12 protein-coding genes are annotated in these 22,112 nt (G+C 36.3%); 3 read left to right on the top strand and 9 right to left on the bottom strand.

Annotated elements, in window-relative coordinates; translation table 11 throughout:
- Nucleotides 1-63: 63 nt before the first annotated feature.
- From EA412_06770 to EA412_06755, 4 genes are all read right to left on the bottom strand, one after another.
- Nucleotides 64-5,649, bottom strand: coding sequence for a T9SS C-terminal target domain-containing protein (locus EA412_06770; GenBank protein ID TVR79187.1), 5,586 nt, complete (start codon nucleotides 5,647-5,649; stop codon nucleotides 64-66).
- Nucleotides 5,650-5,719: 70 nt separating this feature from the next.
- Complete coding sequence (locus EA412_06765) at nucleotides 5,720-10,099, bottom strand: hypothetical protein (protein ID TVR79186.1); 4,380 nt, start codon at nucleotides 10,097-10,099, stop codon at nucleotides 5,720-5,722.
- A 305-nt stretch (nucleotides 10,100-10,404) separates the two neighbouring features.
- Entirely contained in the window at nucleotides 10,405-11,766 is a 1,362-nt protein-coding gene (locus EA412_06760; GenBank protein TVR79185.1) for a hypothetical protein, read from the bottom strand.
- Nucleotides 11,767-12,063: 297 nt separating this feature from the next.
- On the bottom strand, nucleotides 12,064-12,444 hold the full coding sequence (locus EA412_06755) for a hypothetical protein (protein ID TVR79184.1): 381 nt from the start codon (nucleotides 12,442-12,444) through the stop codon (nucleotides 12,064-12,066).
- A gap of 201 nt (nucleotides 12,445-12,645) precedes the next feature.
- Between EA412_06755 and EA412_06750 the strand changes: the two genes are divergently transcribed.
- Nucleotides 12,646-13,662 (top strand): metal-dependent hydrolase, encoded by a 1,017-nt coding sequence (locus EA412_06750; protein TVR79183.1) that lies wholly within the window; start codon nucleotides 12,646-12,648, stop codon nucleotides 13,660-13,662.
- Here the strand turns inward: EA412_06750 and EA412_06745 are convergent.
- The 4 genes from EA412_06745 to EA412_06730 all read right to left on the bottom strand — a co-directional run bounded on the left by EA412_06745 (nucleotide 13,659) and on the right by EA412_06730 (nucleotide 18,144).
- The gene (locus tag EA412_06745; GenBank protein TVR79182.1) at nucleotides 13,659-14,903 is read right to left on the bottom strand and encodes a DUF1015 domain-containing protein; all 1,245 of its coding nucleotides are present in this window, start codon (nucleotides 14,901-14,903) and stop codon (nucleotides 13,659-13,661) included. The two genes, EA412_06750 and EA412_06745, sit on opposite strands and share 4 nt — an antisense overlap.
- Nucleotides 14,904-14,905: 2 nt before the next feature.
- Nucleotides 14,906-15,883: a 3-phosphoglycerate dehydrogenase gene (locus tag EA412_06740; protein ID TVR79181.1), complete on the bottom strand. Its 978-nt coding sequence runs from the start codon at nucleotides 15,881-15,883 to the stop codon at nucleotides 14,906-14,908.
- Nucleotides 15,884-15,887: 4 nt separating this feature from the next.
- The gene (serC, locus tag EA412_06735) at nucleotides 15,888-16,955 is read right to left on the bottom strand and encodes a 3-phosphoserine/phosphohydroxythreonine transaminase (GenBank protein TVR79180.1); all 1,068 of its coding nucleotides are present in this window, start codon (nucleotides 16,953-16,955) and stop codon (nucleotides 15,888-15,890) included.
- A gap of 139 nt (nucleotides 16,956-17,094) precedes the next feature.
- A complete protein-coding gene (locus EA412_06730; protein TVR79179.1) occupies nucleotides 17,095-18,144 on the bottom strand; it encodes a hypothetical protein in 1,050 nt (349 codons plus the stop codon).
- A gap of 42 nt (nucleotides 18,145-18,186) precedes the next feature.
- Here EA412_06730 and EA412_06725 point away from each other — a divergent pair, with 42 nt between their 5' ends.
- Nucleotides 18,187-18,876 (top strand): PorT family protein, encoded by a 690-nt coding sequence (locus EA412_06725; GenBank protein TVR79178.1) that lies wholly within the window; start codon nucleotides 18,187-18,189, stop codon nucleotides 18,874-18,876.
- Between the two features lie 99 nt (nucleotides 18,877-18,975).
- The gene (locus EA412_06720; GenBank protein TVR79177.1) at nucleotides 18,976-20,607 is read left to right on the top strand and encodes an NAD+ synthase; all 1,632 of its coding nucleotides are present in this window, start codon (nucleotides 18,976-18,978) and stop codon (nucleotides 20,605-20,607) included.
- 4 nt (nucleotides 20,608-20,611) lie between these two features.
- Here the strand turns inward: EA412_06720 and EA412_06715 are convergent, their stop codons facing one another.
- Nucleotides 20,612-21,412, bottom strand: coding sequence for an alpha/beta hydrolase (locus EA412_06715; GenBank protein TVR79226.1), 801 nt, complete (start codon nucleotides 21,410-21,412; stop codon nucleotides 20,612-20,614).
- Between the last annotated feature and the right edge of the window lie 700 nt (nucleotides 21,413-22,112).

Genomic DNA, 22,112 nt, shown 5'->3' with positions numbered 1-22,112 from the left:
TACAAATAAAAAAAGGGGCTGTATTCTAAAATACAGCCCCTTTTAAGTTTATGAACTTAAGGTTTATTTCTTAATAAGCCTTATTTGCTCATTTGCTGACTCAGATTTGATGATAACGATGTAAACACCGCTTTCCATGTTATTTAAGTCAATCTCTCTGTTTATTACTTCAGCATTTTCAATTGAAATTGCTTCTGTATAAACCGGTTGACCTAATAAATTAACAACCTGAATGTCAACCTGCTTATCCTGAATAGCAGGAACATATTCTATAGTGAATTGATTGTTAAATGGATTTGGATAAGCTGAAGCTTTTCCGCTTTCAACTAATTCTAAACCTTCATTTAACAAGTCTTCTCTTGAATACTGAGCTTGTTGTTCTTTGAACTGGTTTACTAATGAAGCACAAATTACTCCATCTAAGTCGAAACCATCAGCAGTTCCACTGAAATCATTAGGATCAGAAGTATCTACTATTTTAACATACTTCAACCATGCCATTGGGCCATTATCAAGATTGATAAAACCATCATGACAAATCTCACCTAAGAATACCCAGTCAGAACCATTCTTAGAACCGAATACTTCTGCAGTTTCAGGATATTGATTACAGTTGAATCCGAAAGTAGTTTCAACTACATACAAGTCATTCTCTCCCGGCTCATTGAATACAACAAAGTCGAATCCAAGAACAATTTCTCCACCAAATCCTAGTGAGAAGAACTCACCCGGAGCATTGTTACCTGTAGGCATACCTGTTGCTACACTAGCATCAGATCTTTCAGGAATTACAGGAGTATTATTGTTACGCAATCCTTGGTTGTAAGAAATAACCTGAGTAGCGAAACAAGACTCACCGAATCTGTCATCAAAATCATCCGGAGAACCACTTAAGCATTCAAATCCTTCTAAGTCATACCCATCAGAATTAACAGCGTTGCTGAAATCATTAGGGTTACTTACATCAATTAACTTGATATATTTAGCCCAAGGAAGAGGTCCCAAATCAAATTCAGAATCTAAACATCCTTGTCCAAGGTATACCCAGCTAGATGGAGTACCATCCTGAGATGCAAAAACATCAATCTTCTCAGGATACTGATTACAGCTTGGGTTTCCAAAACTGGTTTCATATACTTTGAAATCATTTTGTCCGGGCTCATTTTTGATACCATCGTTAAACTTAACAACGATTTCACCGCCAAACCCTAGTGAGAAGAACTCACCCGGAGCATTATTTCCTGTTGGAGGATCTAAGACTACTAAAGGATCACTTCTGTCAGCTAATACAGGTCCACCAAGTTTGTTTAGTCCTTGATTATAACTAACCACTGAATCAGCCTGACAAGATAATGAAGGTGGTACCCATAGTCCGTTAAGACATTCGATAGCATCAACATCATATCCATCAGAAGTTACTGAACTTGGAAAATCGTTAGGATCACTTAAATCAACAATTCTAACATACTGTACCCATGGTAGAGGATCAATATCAACAGAACCCGTACGGCATAAAGTATCAACTACATACCAAGTTGAACCATCCTGAGAAACTGAAATTTCAGCAAATTCAGGGTATGTAGAACAAGGTGTTGCATCTGTTAATGATGGTGAACCTACACTTCCGGTTACTTCCCAAATTTTGATATCATCTCCGGGTCCGTTAGCTATAGGGTTTGCAAACTTTAAAGTTATGTCACCACCGAAGCCAAGAGAAACCCAGTTTCCGTTAGTAACAGCAGCCTGAGAGTTAGGAGCACCTAAAGCAGCATCAGGATCACTTCTGATACCTAAAACAGGGTTTCCATCTTTATTTAAAGCCTGATTGAAGTCAACAACTTCTGTTGCATAACATTCACCTACTAAAGAACAATCGGTGATTGTAACTTCAACAGTGTATACTGCACGACAATTATCTTCAGACTCATCGTCCCAGGTAATATAGTAAGTACCTGATTCAGTTGTAAAGTCAGTTGCAGGAGTTGTAAGGTCTTCATCTTCAAATACACCAACAGCATTAGCAAATGCTTCACCGTTAGGGCCTGTTACTGATGACCAGTCTGCAGTTTCTGCAGGACACTCATTTGCAATAGAAGCGATTTCTGTTACAGCAGGTACAGGGTTTACAACCACTTCAACAGTAGCTGTATCTGTACAAACAGCTTTCATAGAAATTTCATCTAAACCAAAGTCATTACCTGACTTAATAGTGTTTTCATTATAAATACACACTTCTGCAGTAGTAGAAGTTCCACTATACCACTCACCACCGAAAGGTATCCAGCTATTCTGAGTAGAAGGAGCTGTAACCGGTAAATGAAGAGCAGCTGTACTGTTTACAGTAAAGTAAACAATTGCAGGGTTGCTGGATACAAGAGAAGAAACATAAGCTTCTAACTCATAAGAAGTATTAGGCTCAACACTAACATTCTGACACCATACTTTGTCGCCCATATTAGGAGAACCGTTAACAATCATAAACTTGCCACTTCCTGTAGTTAAATCACTACCCTGGAATTGTGGGTGGTAGAAGTTAGGATTCACATCAACAGCATAAGCTCCTTCAGGATATAAACCTGTTCCTGAATTGTATCCACCTGAGTAAGGTGTATTTACATAGTTATAATCGGTAGTGAAACCGGTATTACCATCTTCGAAGTCTCCGTTTTGAATTAAGTTTCCACCTAATCCTTCAACTATCACCTGATAAGTTGTAGTTGATGAAGGAGAAGCTTTCGGGTTAGCAATATTAGCATCAGTTAAACCGGCAGAAGGTATCCATGTATATGAATCTCCACCAGAAGCCTCTAACTGAGCTGATCCGCCTTCACATATTTCTATATAATCTCTATCTACAGAAGCAGTTATATCACAAACAGGAGTTGGAGGAGGAGGACACTGAGCGCCACCACTTGCCTTAACTGTCTGCTGAGCATTTCCTGCACCATCAACCCATGATACTATAGTAGTATTAGGACCAGATACTGTATTTGTATAGAAGAAGTTATCACCTGAAGCTGCAATAGCTGAGCCTGTTTGGCTTGTTCCAACTACTGACCAGTCAAATGATACATCAAATGAGTTATTATTTCTAACTCTCCATCTTCTTTCTGTTGCAGGATCATCTGAACACATTGAAGTAAGAATTAAGTCATCAACGATTACACATGCAGTTGCACCGGTAGAACCACCAACACAATCACCGCAATCATCAACTACTGCTGTACCAAAACAATCTCCGGCACAATCCTGATCTTCATTATTTCCATTACATATTCCGCAATCATCCTGATCTGCGTTTGCAACTAATCCGGTATTACCTTCAGCACAAACACCACAATCATCAATAAATGCAGTTCCGCCAAAGTCTCCATTACAATCTGCAGCACAAGCTGTCAAACCGGTAGAACCTTCAACACAATCTCCACAATTATCAATAATTGCATTACCGAATAAATCTCCGGCACAATCTGTACATGAAGCATTATAATCAGCACTTGCAGTTCCACCGGCGATACAGTCACCGCAATCGTCAACTACTGCTGTTCCATTTACTATTCCGGCACAATCTGTACATGAAGCATTGAAATCAGGGTTTGCAGTTCCATCTGCTATACAGTCACCACAATCGTCAACTACTGCTGTTCCATTTACTATTCCGGCACAATCTGTACATGAAGTATTCCAGTCAGGATTCGTATCTCCACCGGCTAAACATACACCGCAATCATCAACTTCAGCATCGCCGTTTTCAACACCAAGACAATCAAGAGGTCCTTGTTGTGGAGTACAGTTCATTAAACTAATAAATTGTTCTTTAATACATCCGTTATCATCTGTAACTTTTAAGTTATATAAGCCCGGGGTAACATTTGTAAGGTTTTTTGTACTTGCTGAAAAGTTAGCATCCATAATGTTAGTCCACTCAAAAGTGTAAGGCTCTACACCAAAGTTTACAGTAGCATTTACTGAACAACTTGTTCCCGGCTGAACTAATAATACCTGAATTTCATCAGCTTGATTAATAGTATAATCTAAAGATGAAGTATTTCCATCAGCATCAGTTACTTCAACAGTATAAGTTCCGGCAGATAAAGCATTTGGATCAACTCCATTCCAGTCAATGTTATAATTTCCTGCACATCCTGTGATGTTAAGAGAAACTGAACCATCATTACCACCAAAACAAGTTACGTGATTTATTTCATCAATTGAAATATCTATGAAGTCATCTGCACTAACTACTACAAATGCAACATCTTGATTACCATTTGCATCTTCAATCATTAACTCATACTCACCATTTGGTAAGTTTTCAAATAAACCATCCGCAGACACTTCTACAGATCCATCGGGCTTACCTAATGAAAAAGTATATGGTGGAGTAAAAGATACAATACAACCAACACTTAAAACCTCTATTGAACCATCAGCCTGCCCTAAGCAACTTGCATTCGTTACATCATAATCCAAAAAGAAATTTCCGGCCGGGTCTTGCAAATTAAAGCTTGCGAAGCTTTCGCAACCATTAGCATCTGTAACGATTACCGTGTAATCATTAGCACCAATATTAGTAAGGGCTGTAGAAGTAACATTTGTTAATCCTGCCCAGTTAATATCATAAGGAGCTGTTCCACCTGTAATATCTATTTCAATAGAACCATTGTTAACACCGGGGCAAGTTGGATTTTGTACAGAAACTGCATGTATTTCCAAAGGGTCCGGTGCCATAATTTCTATAGAAGCGGTTGCAGTACAAATTAAACCATTTGCATCAATTTGATCCAAAACAGTTACATCAAAAGTACCTGCACCTAAATCATTTAAGTCAATTGTTTGATCTCCTGTAGACCACTGAAAAATATAAGGCTCATTACCACCTGAAACATCCAGGTTAATTGAACCGTCTCCATCAGGCATAGCCACAGTTGTTCCATTTAAACACTGCAATCCGTCAACTTCAATTCCATCAGAAGTAGCACTTAAGCTGAAGTCATTAGGATCTGAAATATCCAGAATTTTAAAATACTGTGCATTTGGAAGATAAACTGGATTACCCATATCATCAACTGCATTATCTAAATCAAAAACACCATCAAGACAAGTTTCGCCAATATAGTAATAGGTAACATTGTCCTGAGATGCATAAACTTCAGCTCTTTCAGGGTAAAGGGCACAATTGTTATTGTTTCCCCAAGTAGTCTCAACATAAAGCAAGTCCGGGCCCGGTCCATTCAGGATAGGGTTTTCAAACTTCAAAATAATGTGACCACCAAAACCAAGAGTTACGAAATTTACTACACCTTGAGCATTGTTGTAATCAGGTGGACCTAACGCTTTGGTAGAGTCTCTTCTTACATCAATAACCGGTTGTCCTAAATTATTAAGACCCGGTTGATACTCTATTACTTCCGTTGCATAGCAATTTGTAGGGAAGTTTAACTGATTACAAGTGTTGTTAATCACTTGTCCGGGAGCAACGCTAAAATCGTCGCAACGATCTTGAGCTGTTGTTTTGAGGGTTAGGGACGAAAGTCCCAAGGCAATCGCGAGTCCGAGTGAAAATTTATTTTTCCAGCTCCAACATCGCTTTTTAAGTGTACTGACTAAAGTATCCATAATATAAACGCATTTTAAATTTGATTGCATAATAGTTGTTTGTAATGAGAAAGTCAACCATTCGATATAAAAAACCGAATGATTGACTGTATTTTAAATTTTATTTTATAATAATTTGATATCCATAAGTCTTTCTGTCTTCATCTATCATTAACAGATTATATACTCCCGAAGGAATTTCTCTGTTTACAGTAAGGGTTTCACGCTTGCTGTCTGTGCATTTTACCTCGCCGATATTCCAGCTTCTTCCACTGTTATCTGATAATAAGACCTGATAAGTTTTTCCTGAACAACCGCTCAAATAAATATTAATTTTGTGATCTTTCACAGGATTAGGGAATACAGAGAAAGCAAATTTATCACTCTTGTCACCAAATACTACATATACAGGACCGAAGTATTCGTGAGAGCCATCAAAGTCTACTTGCTTCAATCTGTAATAGTTTACTCCGCTGTAAGGATCTTCATCTTTTATTTGATAGAAGATTTCTTCTACGCTGTTTCCAGCTGCTTCTACTACTTGTATAGCTTTGTAATCTTCAGCATTAGCTGATCTTTCTACAATAAAGTAGTCAGAATCTATCTCTGTAGCAGTTGCCCAGTAAACATTTACGGCAGTACCTTCTTTCACTGCATCAAATGCAATCAATTCAACCGGCAGTGGAGTAATTTGAGCCTGACCTAAAGTAAAGGCATCTCCATCTGAGAAGTTTGTATTATTAAACTGCACTTGTCCGGTTGTTGGATTAAAGACCCCATTTGATTGAACAAATGCATTTGTAAATGTAGGGTCATTATCAAAGTCATTATTTATTAACAACACATATTCGTGGTCAGGTAATAATGTAATCTCCTCAACATCAAAAGTTGCTCTTACAGTACCGATATTGGCCGATCCAAAAGCACCCTCTTTAGAGGTTGATACTCTCCATACCTGCTCAATTCTCTCGCTAACTAAAGCCGGGACATCTAAGGTATCGTTTGAATAACCTGCATTATCGTGACCCCAAATCATAAACTCACCATCTTCAAGGTTTTGAGGCATTCCAATCGTTAAAATTGCAGATCCTCTCGCATTATTATGTAGACTGGTTTCGCTTACTCTTCCAATTCCGGCTACTTCAAAAGAATGTGAAGTTTCATACTGGAAATAGTTATTTGAAATAGAAATTCCATATTTAGCTGATAGGTAATTTTCAACAATTCGCTTTCTGGCTTCATTAAGAGCACTTCTGAAAACTAAAACCTCAGCGATATCCATTCTGGCAAGAGTTGTATTTCCTGTTAACTGACCAATTCTGAATGGTGCAGATGTATTCACTATGTAAGGCTCAGAATAGTTCGGATTGTTCCTGTAAGCTATTTCTGCACCATCTATACGCATTTCATTTCTATCAGCACCAACATTGGATCCTTTATAGGAAGTACTCAACATTTGCGGTGAGTTCAACTCAGAAAGATTAAACTGTTGATTAGATTCTCTTCTTTGATTATCTGAATTAAAGTCAGATACAAATCTTCTGGAGTTAAAAAACATTGAATAAGCATTTTGACTATTATGATTAACTCTTTTCGAAACAATTGGCACCAAGTCACTCTGACTAGAGGCATTAGGCTGTACAATTGCATATATAGTAGTCTCCGTTAAGAAATCAAAAATCTGATTATTCGGTATTTCCAAAGGACTGGCACTTCCATTAAACTCTATATATGGCTTATCATTAAAGAATGTACCTGCGGGCCTGTAAACCGGTTGGTTACCATTGTTATTTACTGCCGCATTATCATTCCCTGACTTATCAAGCCATGCTGAAACTGCATCACCATCATTCAAATTTAAAGCATCTGCTGCCAACCATACTATATTATATATAGAATCTCCAACTCCGCCCGGACCGGTTATACCCCAAACATCGTCATCTATAATAGTGTATCTGTGCGTATCAATTGCACCAATAGTTGCATACTGAGCATCATCTATTAATGAAATATCAATCCAGCGATTCGGCTCTTCTTTTGTATTGTCAATTACAATAATCTCTTCGATGAAGGTTGTTGTATCTCCCGGCTCAAAACGTAAGGTGCTTGTTCCTGAAATATAATAATCAAGTTTAGTACCTGTTCTTCTCGCTGATATATCAGAAGCATACCAGTTCACTTCAATTGGAACAGAAGCTCTTCTATCCATAGTCAACTCAAACTGAGGGTTAGCCAGACATTCACATCCACTGGATGTATCTGCAACAAAACTAACTACAGGGAAAGGGTCATTGTCATCTATACGAATAACATGTTTTGCATAATCAAAAGAAGTATTATCTGTTTTAATTCTTGCACCTATTGTTGGTGCATCCATCTTAATTGTTAAGTATTCTTCTAACTGGAAGATATCATTATCTATAATCTCAACTCTGAAATTAAAAACAGTATCTCCGGCAGGGATCGTTACAGTAGCTGTGTGTAAAAACTCACCGGCAAAAGCCTGAGTGGTATAAGAATGGTCAAAGTCATAATCAACTCCTAAAACTGCGGTAGTGCTACTAATCACATTATAAATATCCACCTCTATAGGCCCGCCTGCAGGATCCGTTAATATAATTTCAACCTCTAAATAAGTTATATCTCCTTCTGTAACAAAAGAGCTATCTGTAGTAAACTGCATCAAACGACCGTCATCATCATCTAATATGTTATGCAATTGATTGTCAATGACTATATCTACAGAAGATGGTGATACATTATCTAAAGTAACTTCAAAATTTCTGGTTCCGTCAAAACAACCGTTATCCCAAATAGTCACATATATATTCTTTGTTTGTTCTCCGGGAAGGAATGTTAGCGTACCGGAAGTGTCAGCATAATCTTCTTTAACATAAAGATGTGAGCCAAAAAAAGCAATTTGTTCTGCCTCAGTAAAACACTGCAATTGGTAGGCATTATTAGGGTCACCGAAAACTATTGGATCCGTGCCCGGGTTAGCTGAACCTGCAGTAGTAAAATAATCAACTGTAACATCAAAAGCCGGTACATAATTAAGAGAAACTTCTATTTGCGCAGGACCTTGATTCTCGAAAGTACTGGCAACCGGATGCGTAAAACGCAACTCCGGACGGAAAGCGCCTATAGTTACATAATCTCCGTCTTCAAAAGAAATATCATCAGCCTGATAATAAAGACCATTACTATCTAATGCTAATTCATAAACTGTTAAATTATTTTGAAAAGTAGAACTAGAAGCGACCAAAACGGCATAAGAAGTTAAGCCGGAAGGCAAAGGAGGCATTTCGTCTGCTTTTACGAAAAAAGAAACGGTACCAACACCTGTAGGATTTACCTGGCTATTACTTTGCGTCTCGTCCAATCTCCATGTTCTTCTCATTCTTTTAACATCACTTTGACCGATAATTGTAGATTCAAGATCTGATTTTTCTCTACCATTATGACCAAAAAGGAGGTAATTACCAATATCTTCAGAACCAATCATTTGAGAAGGGTTTCCAACTCCTAAAATGTCTGAAAAACCAAAAACATGCTTGTCATTACCAGCTGCACTTTCTAACCCAATACCGGCTACATCATTTCCGAACCAATTACCTGTTCCAAACGCATCGTGTGCATATCTGTCTCTGCTTCCAATATTTACATCGTATTTAGATGATAAATAATTCGTTAAAATTGTTCTTTGTGTTTTATTTAGAGAGTCACTGAACATTATAATTTCATAAACCTGACCTTCCAGTAGCTTATACTGAGCTGTTGCACTCGAGTCCAACGCACCTATTGTCAATGGCCATTCATTTCTGGCTATCATACTTTCGTTAGCCCCTTCATTACCTCTTCTCGAAAAAGAACCATTAATCCAATGGGATGTACGCGCCTGTGAATTTGTTGATGATTGACCTTCAAAAATAGTCCCCAAAATATGTGGAGCATCCTCTGTAATAGTACCTGCGGGAGTTCTGTTGTTATTTCTGTGCGTATCACCATTGATATCAGCCATATACTGACGGTTGTTCCAGAATAAAAAAGAATAAGAAGAACTGTTCCAGGGACTAGAAGCATTAGGGTTTCTTCTGGACAATATTGCCTGAGCATCTGCTTCAGCATTAGAGTTTTTAACGTCTGTAGGAACTATCATGGTGTACATCGTCAAATTTGATATACTATCTAACCCGGTAGAATATCCCTTATCAGGAATTACCAAATACTCCCAGATTCCCTGAAAGTCAATATAAGGCTTTCCATTTCTACCGCCGGTTCCTATAGCAGGTCTTTGACCAACTATAGTCTGTGTAGCATGATTATCCCGACCTGACATGTCATATAATGTACTAATTCGATCATTAGCTATATCAACATCTCCATCGACTTTTAGCCAAAGAACGTTGTTGTCGGAATTACCAATACCGCCTGGTCCGGTTTGAGCTGAAACGCCCATTCCCAAAATGAGAAAAAACGAAAGGTGTAAAAAATACTTCATAAGCTTAATTTTTGATTGTGTGTAAATGTGAAAAAGTTTTTTGCTTGATTAACTAATTCGAATGCAAGATACAAGCGATAATTTACTAATGCAAGTTTTTTTTAAGATTTTTTTTAGATTAGAAATCAGCAATTAAATCAATGTTTTTAAATCTTATAATCTTTTTTTACTATTCTAAATAAGCGCAATTTATAAACATGAGCACTACAGTGAATTTGGAGGACTTTTTACAATAAAAAAGAGAGGCATTTGCCTCTCTTTTTTATTCGCATTATTTTACTTTTTTAACTTTTTGTTTATTTGGCTTACTTTTTGATAAGTGGTTCTGATAGTAATTTTTTACCTTCAGAATAAACAATGAGATTATATAATCCGGGAGCTAAATTCTGAGTTGAAATTCCTTCAGAAGGCAATGTGTCATATATGAACTTAAATACAGATTGCCCCATGGTGTTCACAATTTCTACAACAATATTGTCTACAGAAAGTTTATCTGCTCTCAAAAACAATACATCAACAACCGGATTTGGGTAAACACTAACTTCTATATTCTTAAGTAAATTCTGTGATACTGATTTTATTTCAAAATATTCATCCGTTCCGTCAAAGTCTACTTGCTTCAAGCGATAATAAGTAATGCTTACACCCGCATTATAATCATAATCGGTAGTTGAATAAGTAAGCTGTTCTACACTGTTTGGATTCTGACTTTTTACCGTTTGTATCACTTCCCAATTATTAGCATCATAGCTTTTTAATATCTGAAAGTAATCATTATTAATTTCTGTAGAAGTACTCCACTCCAATTCTACTTGCTTATCATTTAACCGGACATCAAAGTATAGTAACTCAACAGGGAGTGCAGACTGAAGTACACCACACACAGACACGCAGTTTGGATCAATATTATTTAATCCGGTACCTCCCGGCATTGTTCCATCAGGACCACATATATCTATTGGACCCCCATCGCATGTAGCAATTCCGTTATTATTCATGATGAAGTTACTCTCTAATACAAACGAGCCACCATTACCGGTAATTGTACCATTATTATTAATGAAATTTGAAGGACTGTAAAAAACACCGTTATTGTAAATTGTACCATTATTCTGAACCGGTCTATCTGTTTCTATCATTCCATCTTCATCAATATAAATAAAACCGGGCTCATTATTATTCAAATCAGAAACCATCAAATAATTATAGTTGTATATGCTTCCGCCATTATTATTTAATTTGGCACTGGCACCATTACCCGGATTTTTTACAATCATATCTCCGTAATTATTAATCACAGCATCTTCTAAAACAGCCCCCTGAGCTAATATTGGATTGTTATTAAGTTCATCTGAACTTTCAAAAATTCCGTAATTATTAATTGTACCGGCGTTATTATCTACTTTCTGAATCTTAAGATTGCCATTATTATGCAATCGCGACCCGGGTGAGAGAGTCAACTTTCTGTTATTTCCCGAATAAACTAAACCAACTCCTGATTCAATGTTTATTACATTATTAACTGTAAAATTAACATTAAACAGTACGTCATGTTTAATTACAATTGAATCGTTTTGAGTAGGCAAACTCCCTGTACTCCAGGTATTCGTTGAACTCCAATTGCCCGAATTAACCGTTTCTACATGCTGTGCATATAGAATGTTCATGCATAAGAACAAGCTAAAAATAAAGGTTAAAGTGAAATGTTTTGCAGATAAAAGTGTGTAGAAGTTCCCCATAGCTTAATAATTTAATGCAAAAGCTTAATAAAGTAAATACCTTATAGTCAGCTAATACATGGTTTAATAATAGGGAGAGTAGTAGTAAGCCAGAGTATTAATCTTGCATGTAAACTAAAAGCCGAAACTCAATTTGTCAAGTTTTTTATTAAAAAAGCAGTTATGAAAGTTCAAAAACCTTCCATAACCGCCTAATAATGTGCACTTTATCTGTTTAAAATTATTTTACAGCCTGGCCTGCTTATCCTGAGCAGCATTTAAAAAAGGAGTAACAATCATACCAATTTGTAATATTGACAACCAAACTCCATAAAGAGTCATCCAAGTAGAATCTGAAGAAATCATTTCTACCAAATGATTAAAAGTTATACCAATTACCACCAAAACCAAAATGGCGCCAATATATTTCAGAAAACCCAAACCACCGGCCTGAGATGAACTAAAGGCACTTACTCTTACCAGGTTTGCACCACCCAGAAAAATAAGAGGTATAACCGAGAAAAAAATTGCGAGACCAAAAGACTCAAGCAATTCCTGATTAGAAGTAATTACATAAATAAATAAAGCCCCCAATACACATAGAAAACTAATAATTAAATGTACCATAATTTTTTTTATCACTAATATAGAGAAAAGATATAGATTTAATAAAACATTCGTGTAATTTTTGGAATGATTGAAGATGTTTTTACAAATAAATTATGTTTGACAATCGCAAATTTGTGATTCTTAAAACACAACTATTTTATTAAAAAAACTAAACAATATGCCAGATAAAGGATTATTCAGGTAGCTTTGTATAGAATTATGGATACACTAACACATGCTTTAATAGGTGCCGGTGCCGGTGAAGTCCTATTAGGCAAAAAAAATGACAAGGGGAAAGCGGCCTTTGCCGGTGCTTTTTTTGCAAACTTACCGGATCTGGATGTTTTGTTTGGCACCTTTATTAATGACTTGCAACAATTAACTTTTCACCGGGGACCAACCCATTCATTACTATTTGCTTTAATTGCAAGCATAGTTTTAGGATTAGTACTTAAAAAGTATACTTCTTTCGGTAAACATAGCAGCAGCCAAAAGATTTACCTTTTTACGTTTTTTTGCCTTTTCAGCCATATCATTTTAGATTTGTTCACCAGCTACGGGATGTTGCTTTTTTGGCCTTTTTCATACAATCCTGTTTCGCTAAACATTATTTCTATAATTGATCCGCTGTTTACTCTACCCCTGTTGCTTGGTCTGCTTATTTATTATATTTTTAAAACCGGCAAAAAAACGCTTTACTTTGCCTTTTTAATCAGCTTTTGTTATCTGTTTTTTACATTCTATAATAAATATCAGGTTCAAAATTACTTTATAAAACATACTGAAAATGCTCCCGAAGATGCTGAGTTACTGAACACAAAGCCTACCCTTTTAAACAATATATTATGGCGGGGAATAGCAGAAAATGAAGCCTTTTATTTTGTAAGTTTTTATTCATTTTTTGACAGCAAAAAGCAAGAATGGACCGCTTACCCAAAAAATCAAAACCTAATTGATGAAATTCGGCATCACAGAGAAATTACAATACTTTTAAGAGCGCTTGAACATCAATATATAATAGAAAAAACAGATTCTCACACCTGGTATGTGCATGATATGAGGTTTGGCAGAGCTGTTGAGTGGCTCCCTGACAGAGTCTCAAACTTTGTTTTTTCCTACAAAGTTGAATTAATAGATAATGAAATCCATATCAACAGAGACCGAAAAGACTTTTCAGACGATGCTGACAGGCCTGATTTTAATGAATTAATTCAAAGAATTTCAGGAAATTTTTAAAACTTATGGACAACCATTCCACTTCTTAGTTTTGGTTCAAACCAAGTGGATTTTGGTGGCATAACTTTTCCTGCATCAGATATTTCTATGAGTTGCTGTATGGTGACCGGGTAAAGTGCAAAAGCAGCTTTCATATCACTATTATCTACGCGCTTTTGAAGTCCTTCCATGCCTCTGATTCCACCTACAAAGTCAACACGCTTATCTGTGCGCGGGTCTTTAATGTCAAGATGTTTGGAAAGTACAAAATCCTGAAGTACAGTTACGTCAAGACAGCGTATGGGATCATTATCGTCAAAAGTATGCGCTTTTGCTTTTAAAGAATACCACTTTTTATCCAAATAAAGGCTTATAGTATGTAAAAGACTTGGTTTTACCTCCCTGGAGGTAATTTCTGTAATATCAAAATCCTCTGATAAAGCTTTTAAAAAAGATTCTTCGCTTAATCCGTTTAAATCTTTTACAACCCGGTTATAATCCATTATTTCCAACTCATCATCCGGAAATAAAACGGTAAGAAAATATTTGTGTTCATCGTTTTCAAATGTACAACCGGCTGCATCCAGTTCAAGGGAAGCTTTTGAAGAAGAAGCTGCTCTATGGTGTCCGTCAGCGATGTAAGTAAAAGGAACTTTTTCGGCAAAAAGTTTTTCAATTTCTTCAACTAACTGCTGATTGTCTATCACCCATAATGTATGTTTTACATTATCTTCAGCCGTAAAATCATAAACAGGTTTATGCTCTTTTTTAAAACTATTAATCCGCTGCGAAACTTCTTCTACTTTTTTATAAGTAAGAAAAACCGGTCCGGAGTGAATCTTTGTGACCATTATATGCTGCTTTCGGTCTTCTTCTTTTTCCGGGCGGGTAAATTCGTGTTTTTTAATCGTATCATTAAAATAGTCTTCAACAGAAGAGCAAGCTACTAATCCGGTTTGCTCCCTGCCGTTCATCACTTGCTTGTAAATATAAAATGCCGGTTTTTCATCTTGTATCAAAATGTTATCACTAAGCATTTTATCAAAACTTAGCTTTGCTTGCTGATAAACTTCCGGAGCATAAGGATTCTGTTCATCCGGGAAAGCCACTTCAGGACGAGTAACTCTCAGGAAAGAATTTGGATTTCCCTCTACCATTGCTTTTGCTTCCTGAGTGTTCATAACATCATAAGGCAGGCAAGCTACTTTAGAAGCAAGGCCTTCTGCCGGTCTCACTCCTCTAAATGATCTAACTTTTATCATAATTATAAGTCTGTTTCGTTTGTTTGAAAAAAATTAATGACTTTTTGAGCCATTTCTATACCGATTCTCTTTTGAGCTTCAACAGTTGACGCGCCTATATGAGGGCTTAAAGAAATCTTTGGGTGATTTAAAATCTCCCGGGAAGGGCTTGGTTCATTATCAAAAACATCAAGAGCTGCTGCACTTAGCTTTCCTGAATTCAAAGCTTCAACTAAGGCTTTTTCATCGACTACACCTCCTCTGGCAACATTAATTAATATTGCACCATCTTTCATTTTATCTATGGCATGTTTGTCAATTAATGGAACACCATCTCCACCGGGAACATGCAGTGTAACTATGTCTGAAGCCGCTAAAACTTCATCAAAATGCTTTGTTTTTAAATTAAAAATAAGCGGATCTTTTTTAAGCGCTTCGTGGAAATCAAGCTCTATATTTACTTCGGTAATATTTCTTTTAAAAGCTTCGACATTCATGCCTAAACCAATGGCTCTTTTGGCTACGGCTTTACCAATTCTGCCCAATCCAATTATACCGATTGTTTTTCCACTTAACTCTATGCCTTTTGAATATGACTTTTTAAGTCCTTTGAAATCGCTATTTCCTTTTCCAGGCATCTGTCTGTTAGAATCGTATAAAAACCGAACGATAGAAAACAAATGAGAAATCGTTAATTCAGCCACCGACTCCGAAGAGGCTTCCGGTGTATTAATAACCTTGAGTCCTTTAGAGCGGGCATATTCCACATCTATATTATCCATTCCAACACCGGCTCTGCCAATTACCTTAAGTCTGGTGGATGTGTCTATTAAGTCTTTTCTTACTTTAGTAGCACTTCTGACCAGCAATACATCATAATTATCAATTTGTTCCGGCAGATTTTCCTGGGGAACGTTTACTGTATCTACCTGGAAACCATTTTCTTCAAGGATTTTTTTACCTTCTGCATCTATCCCGTCATTTGCTAAAACTCTATACATTTTTTTAACTGTTTAATTTTTCAAATTCCTGCATTAATGAAACTAAATACTCAACACTTGAAAGGTCTAATGCATTGTAAATTGAGGCTCTGAAACCACCAACAGACCTATGACCTTTAAGTCCTACTATTCCTTTATCTGTGGCAAACTTTAAAAAATCTGCATCCAGGGCATTATTTTTCAATACAAAAGTTACATTCATTAAAGAACGATCTTCTTTTGCAGCTGTACCTTCAAACAAACTATTTCTATCGATTTCACCATAAAGCAGTGAAGCTTTTTTCTCATTTTGCTTACCGATTTTTTCCAGACCATTTTCTTTAATCCATTTCAGGCTTAAGTAACTGACATAAATGGCAAAAACCGGAGGCGTATTAAATAATGAATCATTATCAATATGGGTTTGATAATTTAACATTGTAGGAATATATCTCTTAATTTTTCCAAGCAGTGATTTTTTGATAATCACCAAAGTTGTTCCGGCTGGTCCCAGATTTTTTTGTGCTCCTGCATAAATCATATCAAAGCGGCCGGCATCAAAAGGACGACAAAAAATATCTGAAGACATATCTGCTATTAAAGGCACATTCGTTTCCGGAGTGTGATGGAATTGAGTGCCAAAAATGGTATTATTTGTAGTTATGTGGAGATATTTAGCATTTGAAGGAACATCCAGTTTTTTGGGTATATAATTGAAGTTTTTATCCGCAGAACTTCCGGCTATATGAACCTTTGCCAATCCTTTAGCTTCTTTTACGGCTTTTTTTGCCCATGAACCGGTTTCTACATAAGCTCCGGTATCTTCCGGGTCGAGTAAGTTATAAGGCACTGTAGCAAATTGTAAACTGGCTCCTCCCTGTAAAAACAAAACGGCATATTCATCACTCACTTTGTAAATCTCCCGAACCAGTGAGGTTGCCTTTTCCATTACTTCACCAAACTCCTTACTTCTGTGAGACATTTCAAGAAGTGACAGCCCGATACCATCCCAATTCAATACTGCATCAGCAGCGCCCTCTAAAACTTCTTTTTTCAATATACCCGGACCGGCACCAAAATTATGCTTCTTCATATTTATATCTTATAAAATTTAAAAAATAACCACCTTGTAAATGGTTGGGCAAAAATAATGAATATTTATTGCAGTATGCAAACTTGCGGAAAGCTTAAACTAAATTTTATATTACTAATAATTCCTTATTATTACACGATTATCTTCTCACATTTCGACTACGGGGTCTGTAAGCTGCATTTTCTAAAATGTATTGCGGGCTGTAATCAGTAAGTAAGCTGCTAATATGAACATCGGGATTTTTTTCCATAAAACTTCTCACAATCTGCCAGCCTACCCATGAGCCCATATTCCCCGGAGCATCTACCGGCATGCCACTTGTAGAAGGCCCTTCAGTAATATACCGGCTATAAATCGTTGAGTTGGTTTCATATAATAACTCCTTATCAATAAAAAATGTCCATATTTCCGGTTCATTAAAATGAGCCCAGCGATACTCCTTTTCCGTATAGCCGATTTTAAGCGTGTCATGCACATCCGGGAGTGTCAAGTCCGTAAAATATAACAAAGCCCCATTGTAAATCATTGAGCCCAATAAATTAACCGGTACATAATCCACTGCGATAACTTCTGCTGCCAAAACCCGCATCACATTGCTTGAAATATATTCCGGCTCAAATCTGCGGTACAGGAAATGCGGAAAAACAGAAGGATAGTACTTATAGTCTCTACCCAAATACATGTCTAACCCTATGCCTATATAATTAGTATCCAAAGTGAAAGCCGCATAATTAAAGCCTGAAATAAAAGTATACACTTCCGGTGCTGTATTATCCGGGAAATAATATAGGTAGTGCTTGAGAGCAAGTTCAATCTCATCATTTAAATCTTCTATGTCCGGAAAAGCAGCCTGAACATCCTCATAAAGCTCTTCCATATAGGGATTAGTTAAAAATTCTATTAAATCTGTTGAGTAATCTGTTGAATTTTCAGCTGAAAAATCAAAGCCCATCATTTGTTTTACAAATAAAGAAAACATATCAGGATACTCTGTTTGCAGGCTTTTAAAGTGTTCTTCAGGCTTCTCGGGATCAAAAGAAAAAAGCTTTTTTTCAAAACGTATAATTTTAAGATTTAATTCTATATTAGAAACATCTACTTTTTTCCTACTTTTGCATGATTCGAGAGCAATAAATATTGCGACAAAAAAAATTATTTTAAAAAGTGCTTTTACATTTATTAATTTCATATTTTCAACTCAGATTAAAGTTAAGCACAAAAATAACAAGTTATGAAAAGAATACTAACATTACTGCTTGCTAGTTTTTTAACAGCAACCACTTTTGCCGCTGATTTTAATTTTGGACTGACCTTCAGCCCAAACTTTAATTGGTTCAGAGTAGACGAAGTCACTTCTGAGAATGATGGATTGCGAATGGGCATGTCTTATGGTTTGTTGATTGACTACAACTTAGGGGATAATTTTGCCATTTCAAGTGGGTTTTTACATAACCTGAATGGTGGTAAGGTTGCTTATACACGCCATATGGAAGGAGATACTTCGCTGCCTTCGTTTGCTGTAAAAGATTTGTACAAAGTTCAGCATATAGAATTACCCATAAGTTTAAAGCTAAAAACTAACCAAATCGGTTACATAACCTATTACGGGCAGTTTGGGGTGATGTCGGCATTTAGAGTAAGGGCCCGGGCAGACAGAGTTTCAGAAAACACTAATTTTGCAGAAAATTTTGAAAACAAAGATGTCAGAAGCCCGGATGATGATGTCCTTATAAAAGGAATCAACTTTTTTAATCTTAGTTTGCATGTCGGGGCAGGAATAAACTACTCTTTAAGTGGCAGCACTTCATTACTGGCCGGCATTTATTACAATAATGGGTTTGTGAATTTTGTCCGTGAAAAAGACAGTGAAGAAAACATTACTCAAAATAGAATTGGCGTCCGTCTGGGCATCATGTTCTAAAAACAATAGCCGGTTATTATTGTTAAAAGCTTGTGGATAAAGAGGGTTAGTAAATCTCTAACGCTCCAACATTTTATATAAAATTTACACCCCCATTTAATGAGGATTAGTTTAGCACAGTTAAATTATCATATTGGCAATTTTGATGAAAATTTTAAATCTATTACAAAAGCTATTGAGACAGCCAAAATTCAAAATGCTGATTTAATTATTTTTTCTGAGTTAGCCACCATCGGTTATCCGCCCCAGGATTTACTTTATCATGATTCTTTTATAAAAAAGAATGAAGCTCTTTTAAGAAAAATTGAAGCTTTAGCAGATGGTATAACTATTATTATTGGCAGCATTAAAGTAAATACTGACAAAAAAGGCAAGAAGTTATTCAATGCCGCATTTACTTTTCAAAATAAAAAATGCATACATACTGCTGAAAAACAACTGCTGCCAAATTATGACATTTTTGATGAATCAAGGTATTTTGAGAGTGGCGCAAACAATGATGTAATTACTGTCGGGAAATTTAAAATTGCTGTAAGTGTTTGTGAGGACTTATGGGATGTGGATGATGAAGAGTTATACAAAAGCGGCCCAATGAGTAAGCTGATTCTTCAAAAACCTGATATAATAGTGAATATAGCCGCCTCTCCATTTAGCTATACGCATCAGGAAAAACGTGCTGAAATACTTAGACGAAATGCCGAAAAATTTGATTTACCGGTCATTTATGTAAATCAGGTCGGGGCTCATTCAGAATTAATTTTTGATGGCAGTTCCCTTTTGATGAATAATAAAGGAGATGTAATTGAAAGACTTTCCTTCTGTAAAGAACAACTCTTCACTTTTGACTCGGACATTTTATTTCAAAAAACAAGCAAATCAATCCCAAAGCCGGATGTTGCAGAGCAACTACATGATTCTTTAGTTTTTGGAATAAAAGATTTTTTTGAAAAACAAGCATTTAAAAAAGCGATTTTAGGCTTGTCCGGTGGTATTGATTCAGCTTTAGTATTGGTTTTGGCTGTAAAAGCTTTGGGGAAGGAAAATGTGTTACCGGTATTGTTACCCTCTGAATTTTCATCTCAGCATTCCATAGATGATTCACTTGCTTTATGTGAAAATTTAGGGGTTGAAAGTCATACAATATCAATAAAAGACCTTTATAGTTTAGTGAATCAAACTTTATATCCTATTTTTGGGGAAACAGACTTTGGGGTTACTGAAGAAAATTTGCAATCCAGATTAAGAGGATTGATTCTCATGGCTATTTCCAATAAGAAAGGGTATATTTTGTTAAACACCACTAATAAAAGTGAGGCAGCAGTAGGTTACGGAACGCTTTATGGTGATTTAAACGGAGGGCTTTCTGTCATAGGGGATCTTTACAAAAAACATGTTTATGCCATCAGCTTATACATTAACAGAGAAAGCGAGATTATTCCTGAAAACATCATAACCAAAGAGCCATCAGCTGAATTAAAACCTGACCAAAAAGACACTGATTTTTTACCGGATTATGACATTTTAGATAATATTTTAGAAAGCTATATTGAAAAGTACATGTCAGCAGAAGCTATTATTTCTACATTTAACTACAGTCCGGAAACAGTAAATAAAGTTTTCAGTCTGGTAAATAGAAATGAGTTTAAACGTTACCAAATGGCTCCTGTACTGAGAGTTACTTCTAAAGGATTTGGAATAGGAAGACGCTATCCTTTAGTGGCTAAGTATTGAGATTTTATTTTTTTAAAAAGGCTTGCATTCCGGAAATGACTTGCTCGGGAGCCGTAAGGTGTGGGCAGTGGCCGGAAATATCCAATAGCAAATACTTACTGTCAGGCATTTTTTTATGGACATATTCTCCAACCTGAACAGGGGCAATCACATCCGATTGGCATTGGATAATCAGCGTTGAGTTTGAAACTTTCGATAAATCTTCTCTATTATCACCCCGAAAGGTCACTTTGGCAAAATGTTTAGCTATTTCAGGATCCATACTACAAAAACTATCTCTGAGCTCCTCAGAATATTCAGGCTTTTCGGAGTCTCCAATTATTACGGGAGTTATAAAACTTGACCAACACAGATAATCACTTTCCACGGCTTTAATGAGTTCATCTATATCCTGCTTTTTATAGCCGCCATGATATTCATTATCATTAATATAGCGTGGTGAAGGACCAACTAAAACCAATTTATCAAACAGCTCAGGTCTTTTGGCTGCAGCAAGTACTGCAATCATGCAACTTACTGAGTGTCCGACTAAAATCACATTTTGCAGATGTAGCTCATCGCAAATTTCTATGAGGTCATCAGCATATCCTTTTAGAGAGTTATATTTTTCAAAATCGTATGCGCTAAGATCTGATTTACCGGAGCCTACATGATCAAACAAAACAATTTTGTAATCCTTTTCGAATGCCGGTGCGACAAATCGCCACATATTCTGACTACAACCATAGCCATGTGCAAAAACCATCGGCTGTTTTCCTTTGCCGGATATATTTATGTTGTTCCTTATTGTTACAAAATCACTCATGCTTTGATTATTTTTTAATTCCCTTTCCATAGTGCATTAAATTAAACAAAGAATTTTAGTTATACGTTTTGTTTAGTCATTTTTCTACGTTATTAGCCGCCGTTAATAGTTTTTCTATTGCTTTCGATTTAAAATAACAGAACAGACACCGGCTGTATGTGAATATAACACTTAAATAGCTAAATATAGAACTTTACGGTGTCTTAGAAAATTCTTAAATCAGACTAAGTACGAAAATATATTACATTTGTTTTCAAACACTTAGTGAATTTTGTAAATCAGGTGAAAAATTGTTTTGAAATTGTCGTGAGTGAGGGCTCTTTGGAAAGAGTGAGGTGTTCAATATGCTTTTTAATGTTCTTATAATATTTTAATGAATAAGTACAGCTTTTCTCCTTCTGTCATGCTGACGTCAGGAAGCATCTCCGCATTAATGGGGAGACTCTCACAACATTTACCATTTAACATTTTCCATCATAATTTTGACATTTTTTGGGGTCATGCTCAACTCCCCAAGTCCGGAATAAAGGCCGCATCCCCTGCTGAGAAACGGCTTCTTTATAGTCTTTAAGCATAAAGTTTATCCCAAAAAACTGTAACACTTAGACTTTGAGAAGAAAATGGACAGCGAACAGCCTCACACCACACCGTCATTGTGAGCTTCAAAAGGGGAGCCTTGCGGGCATGCTTGAAGTGTGAC

It is taken from the genome of Chitinophagaceae bacterium (genome assembly GCA_007695095.1).
In the GTDB taxonomy this organism is placed as follows: Bacteria; Bacteroidota; Bacteroidia; order Chitinophagales; family REEL01; genus REEL01.
The sequence above is the reverse complement of the archived record's forward strand: the minus strand, read 5'-3'. Positions and strand labels throughout refer to the sequence as shown.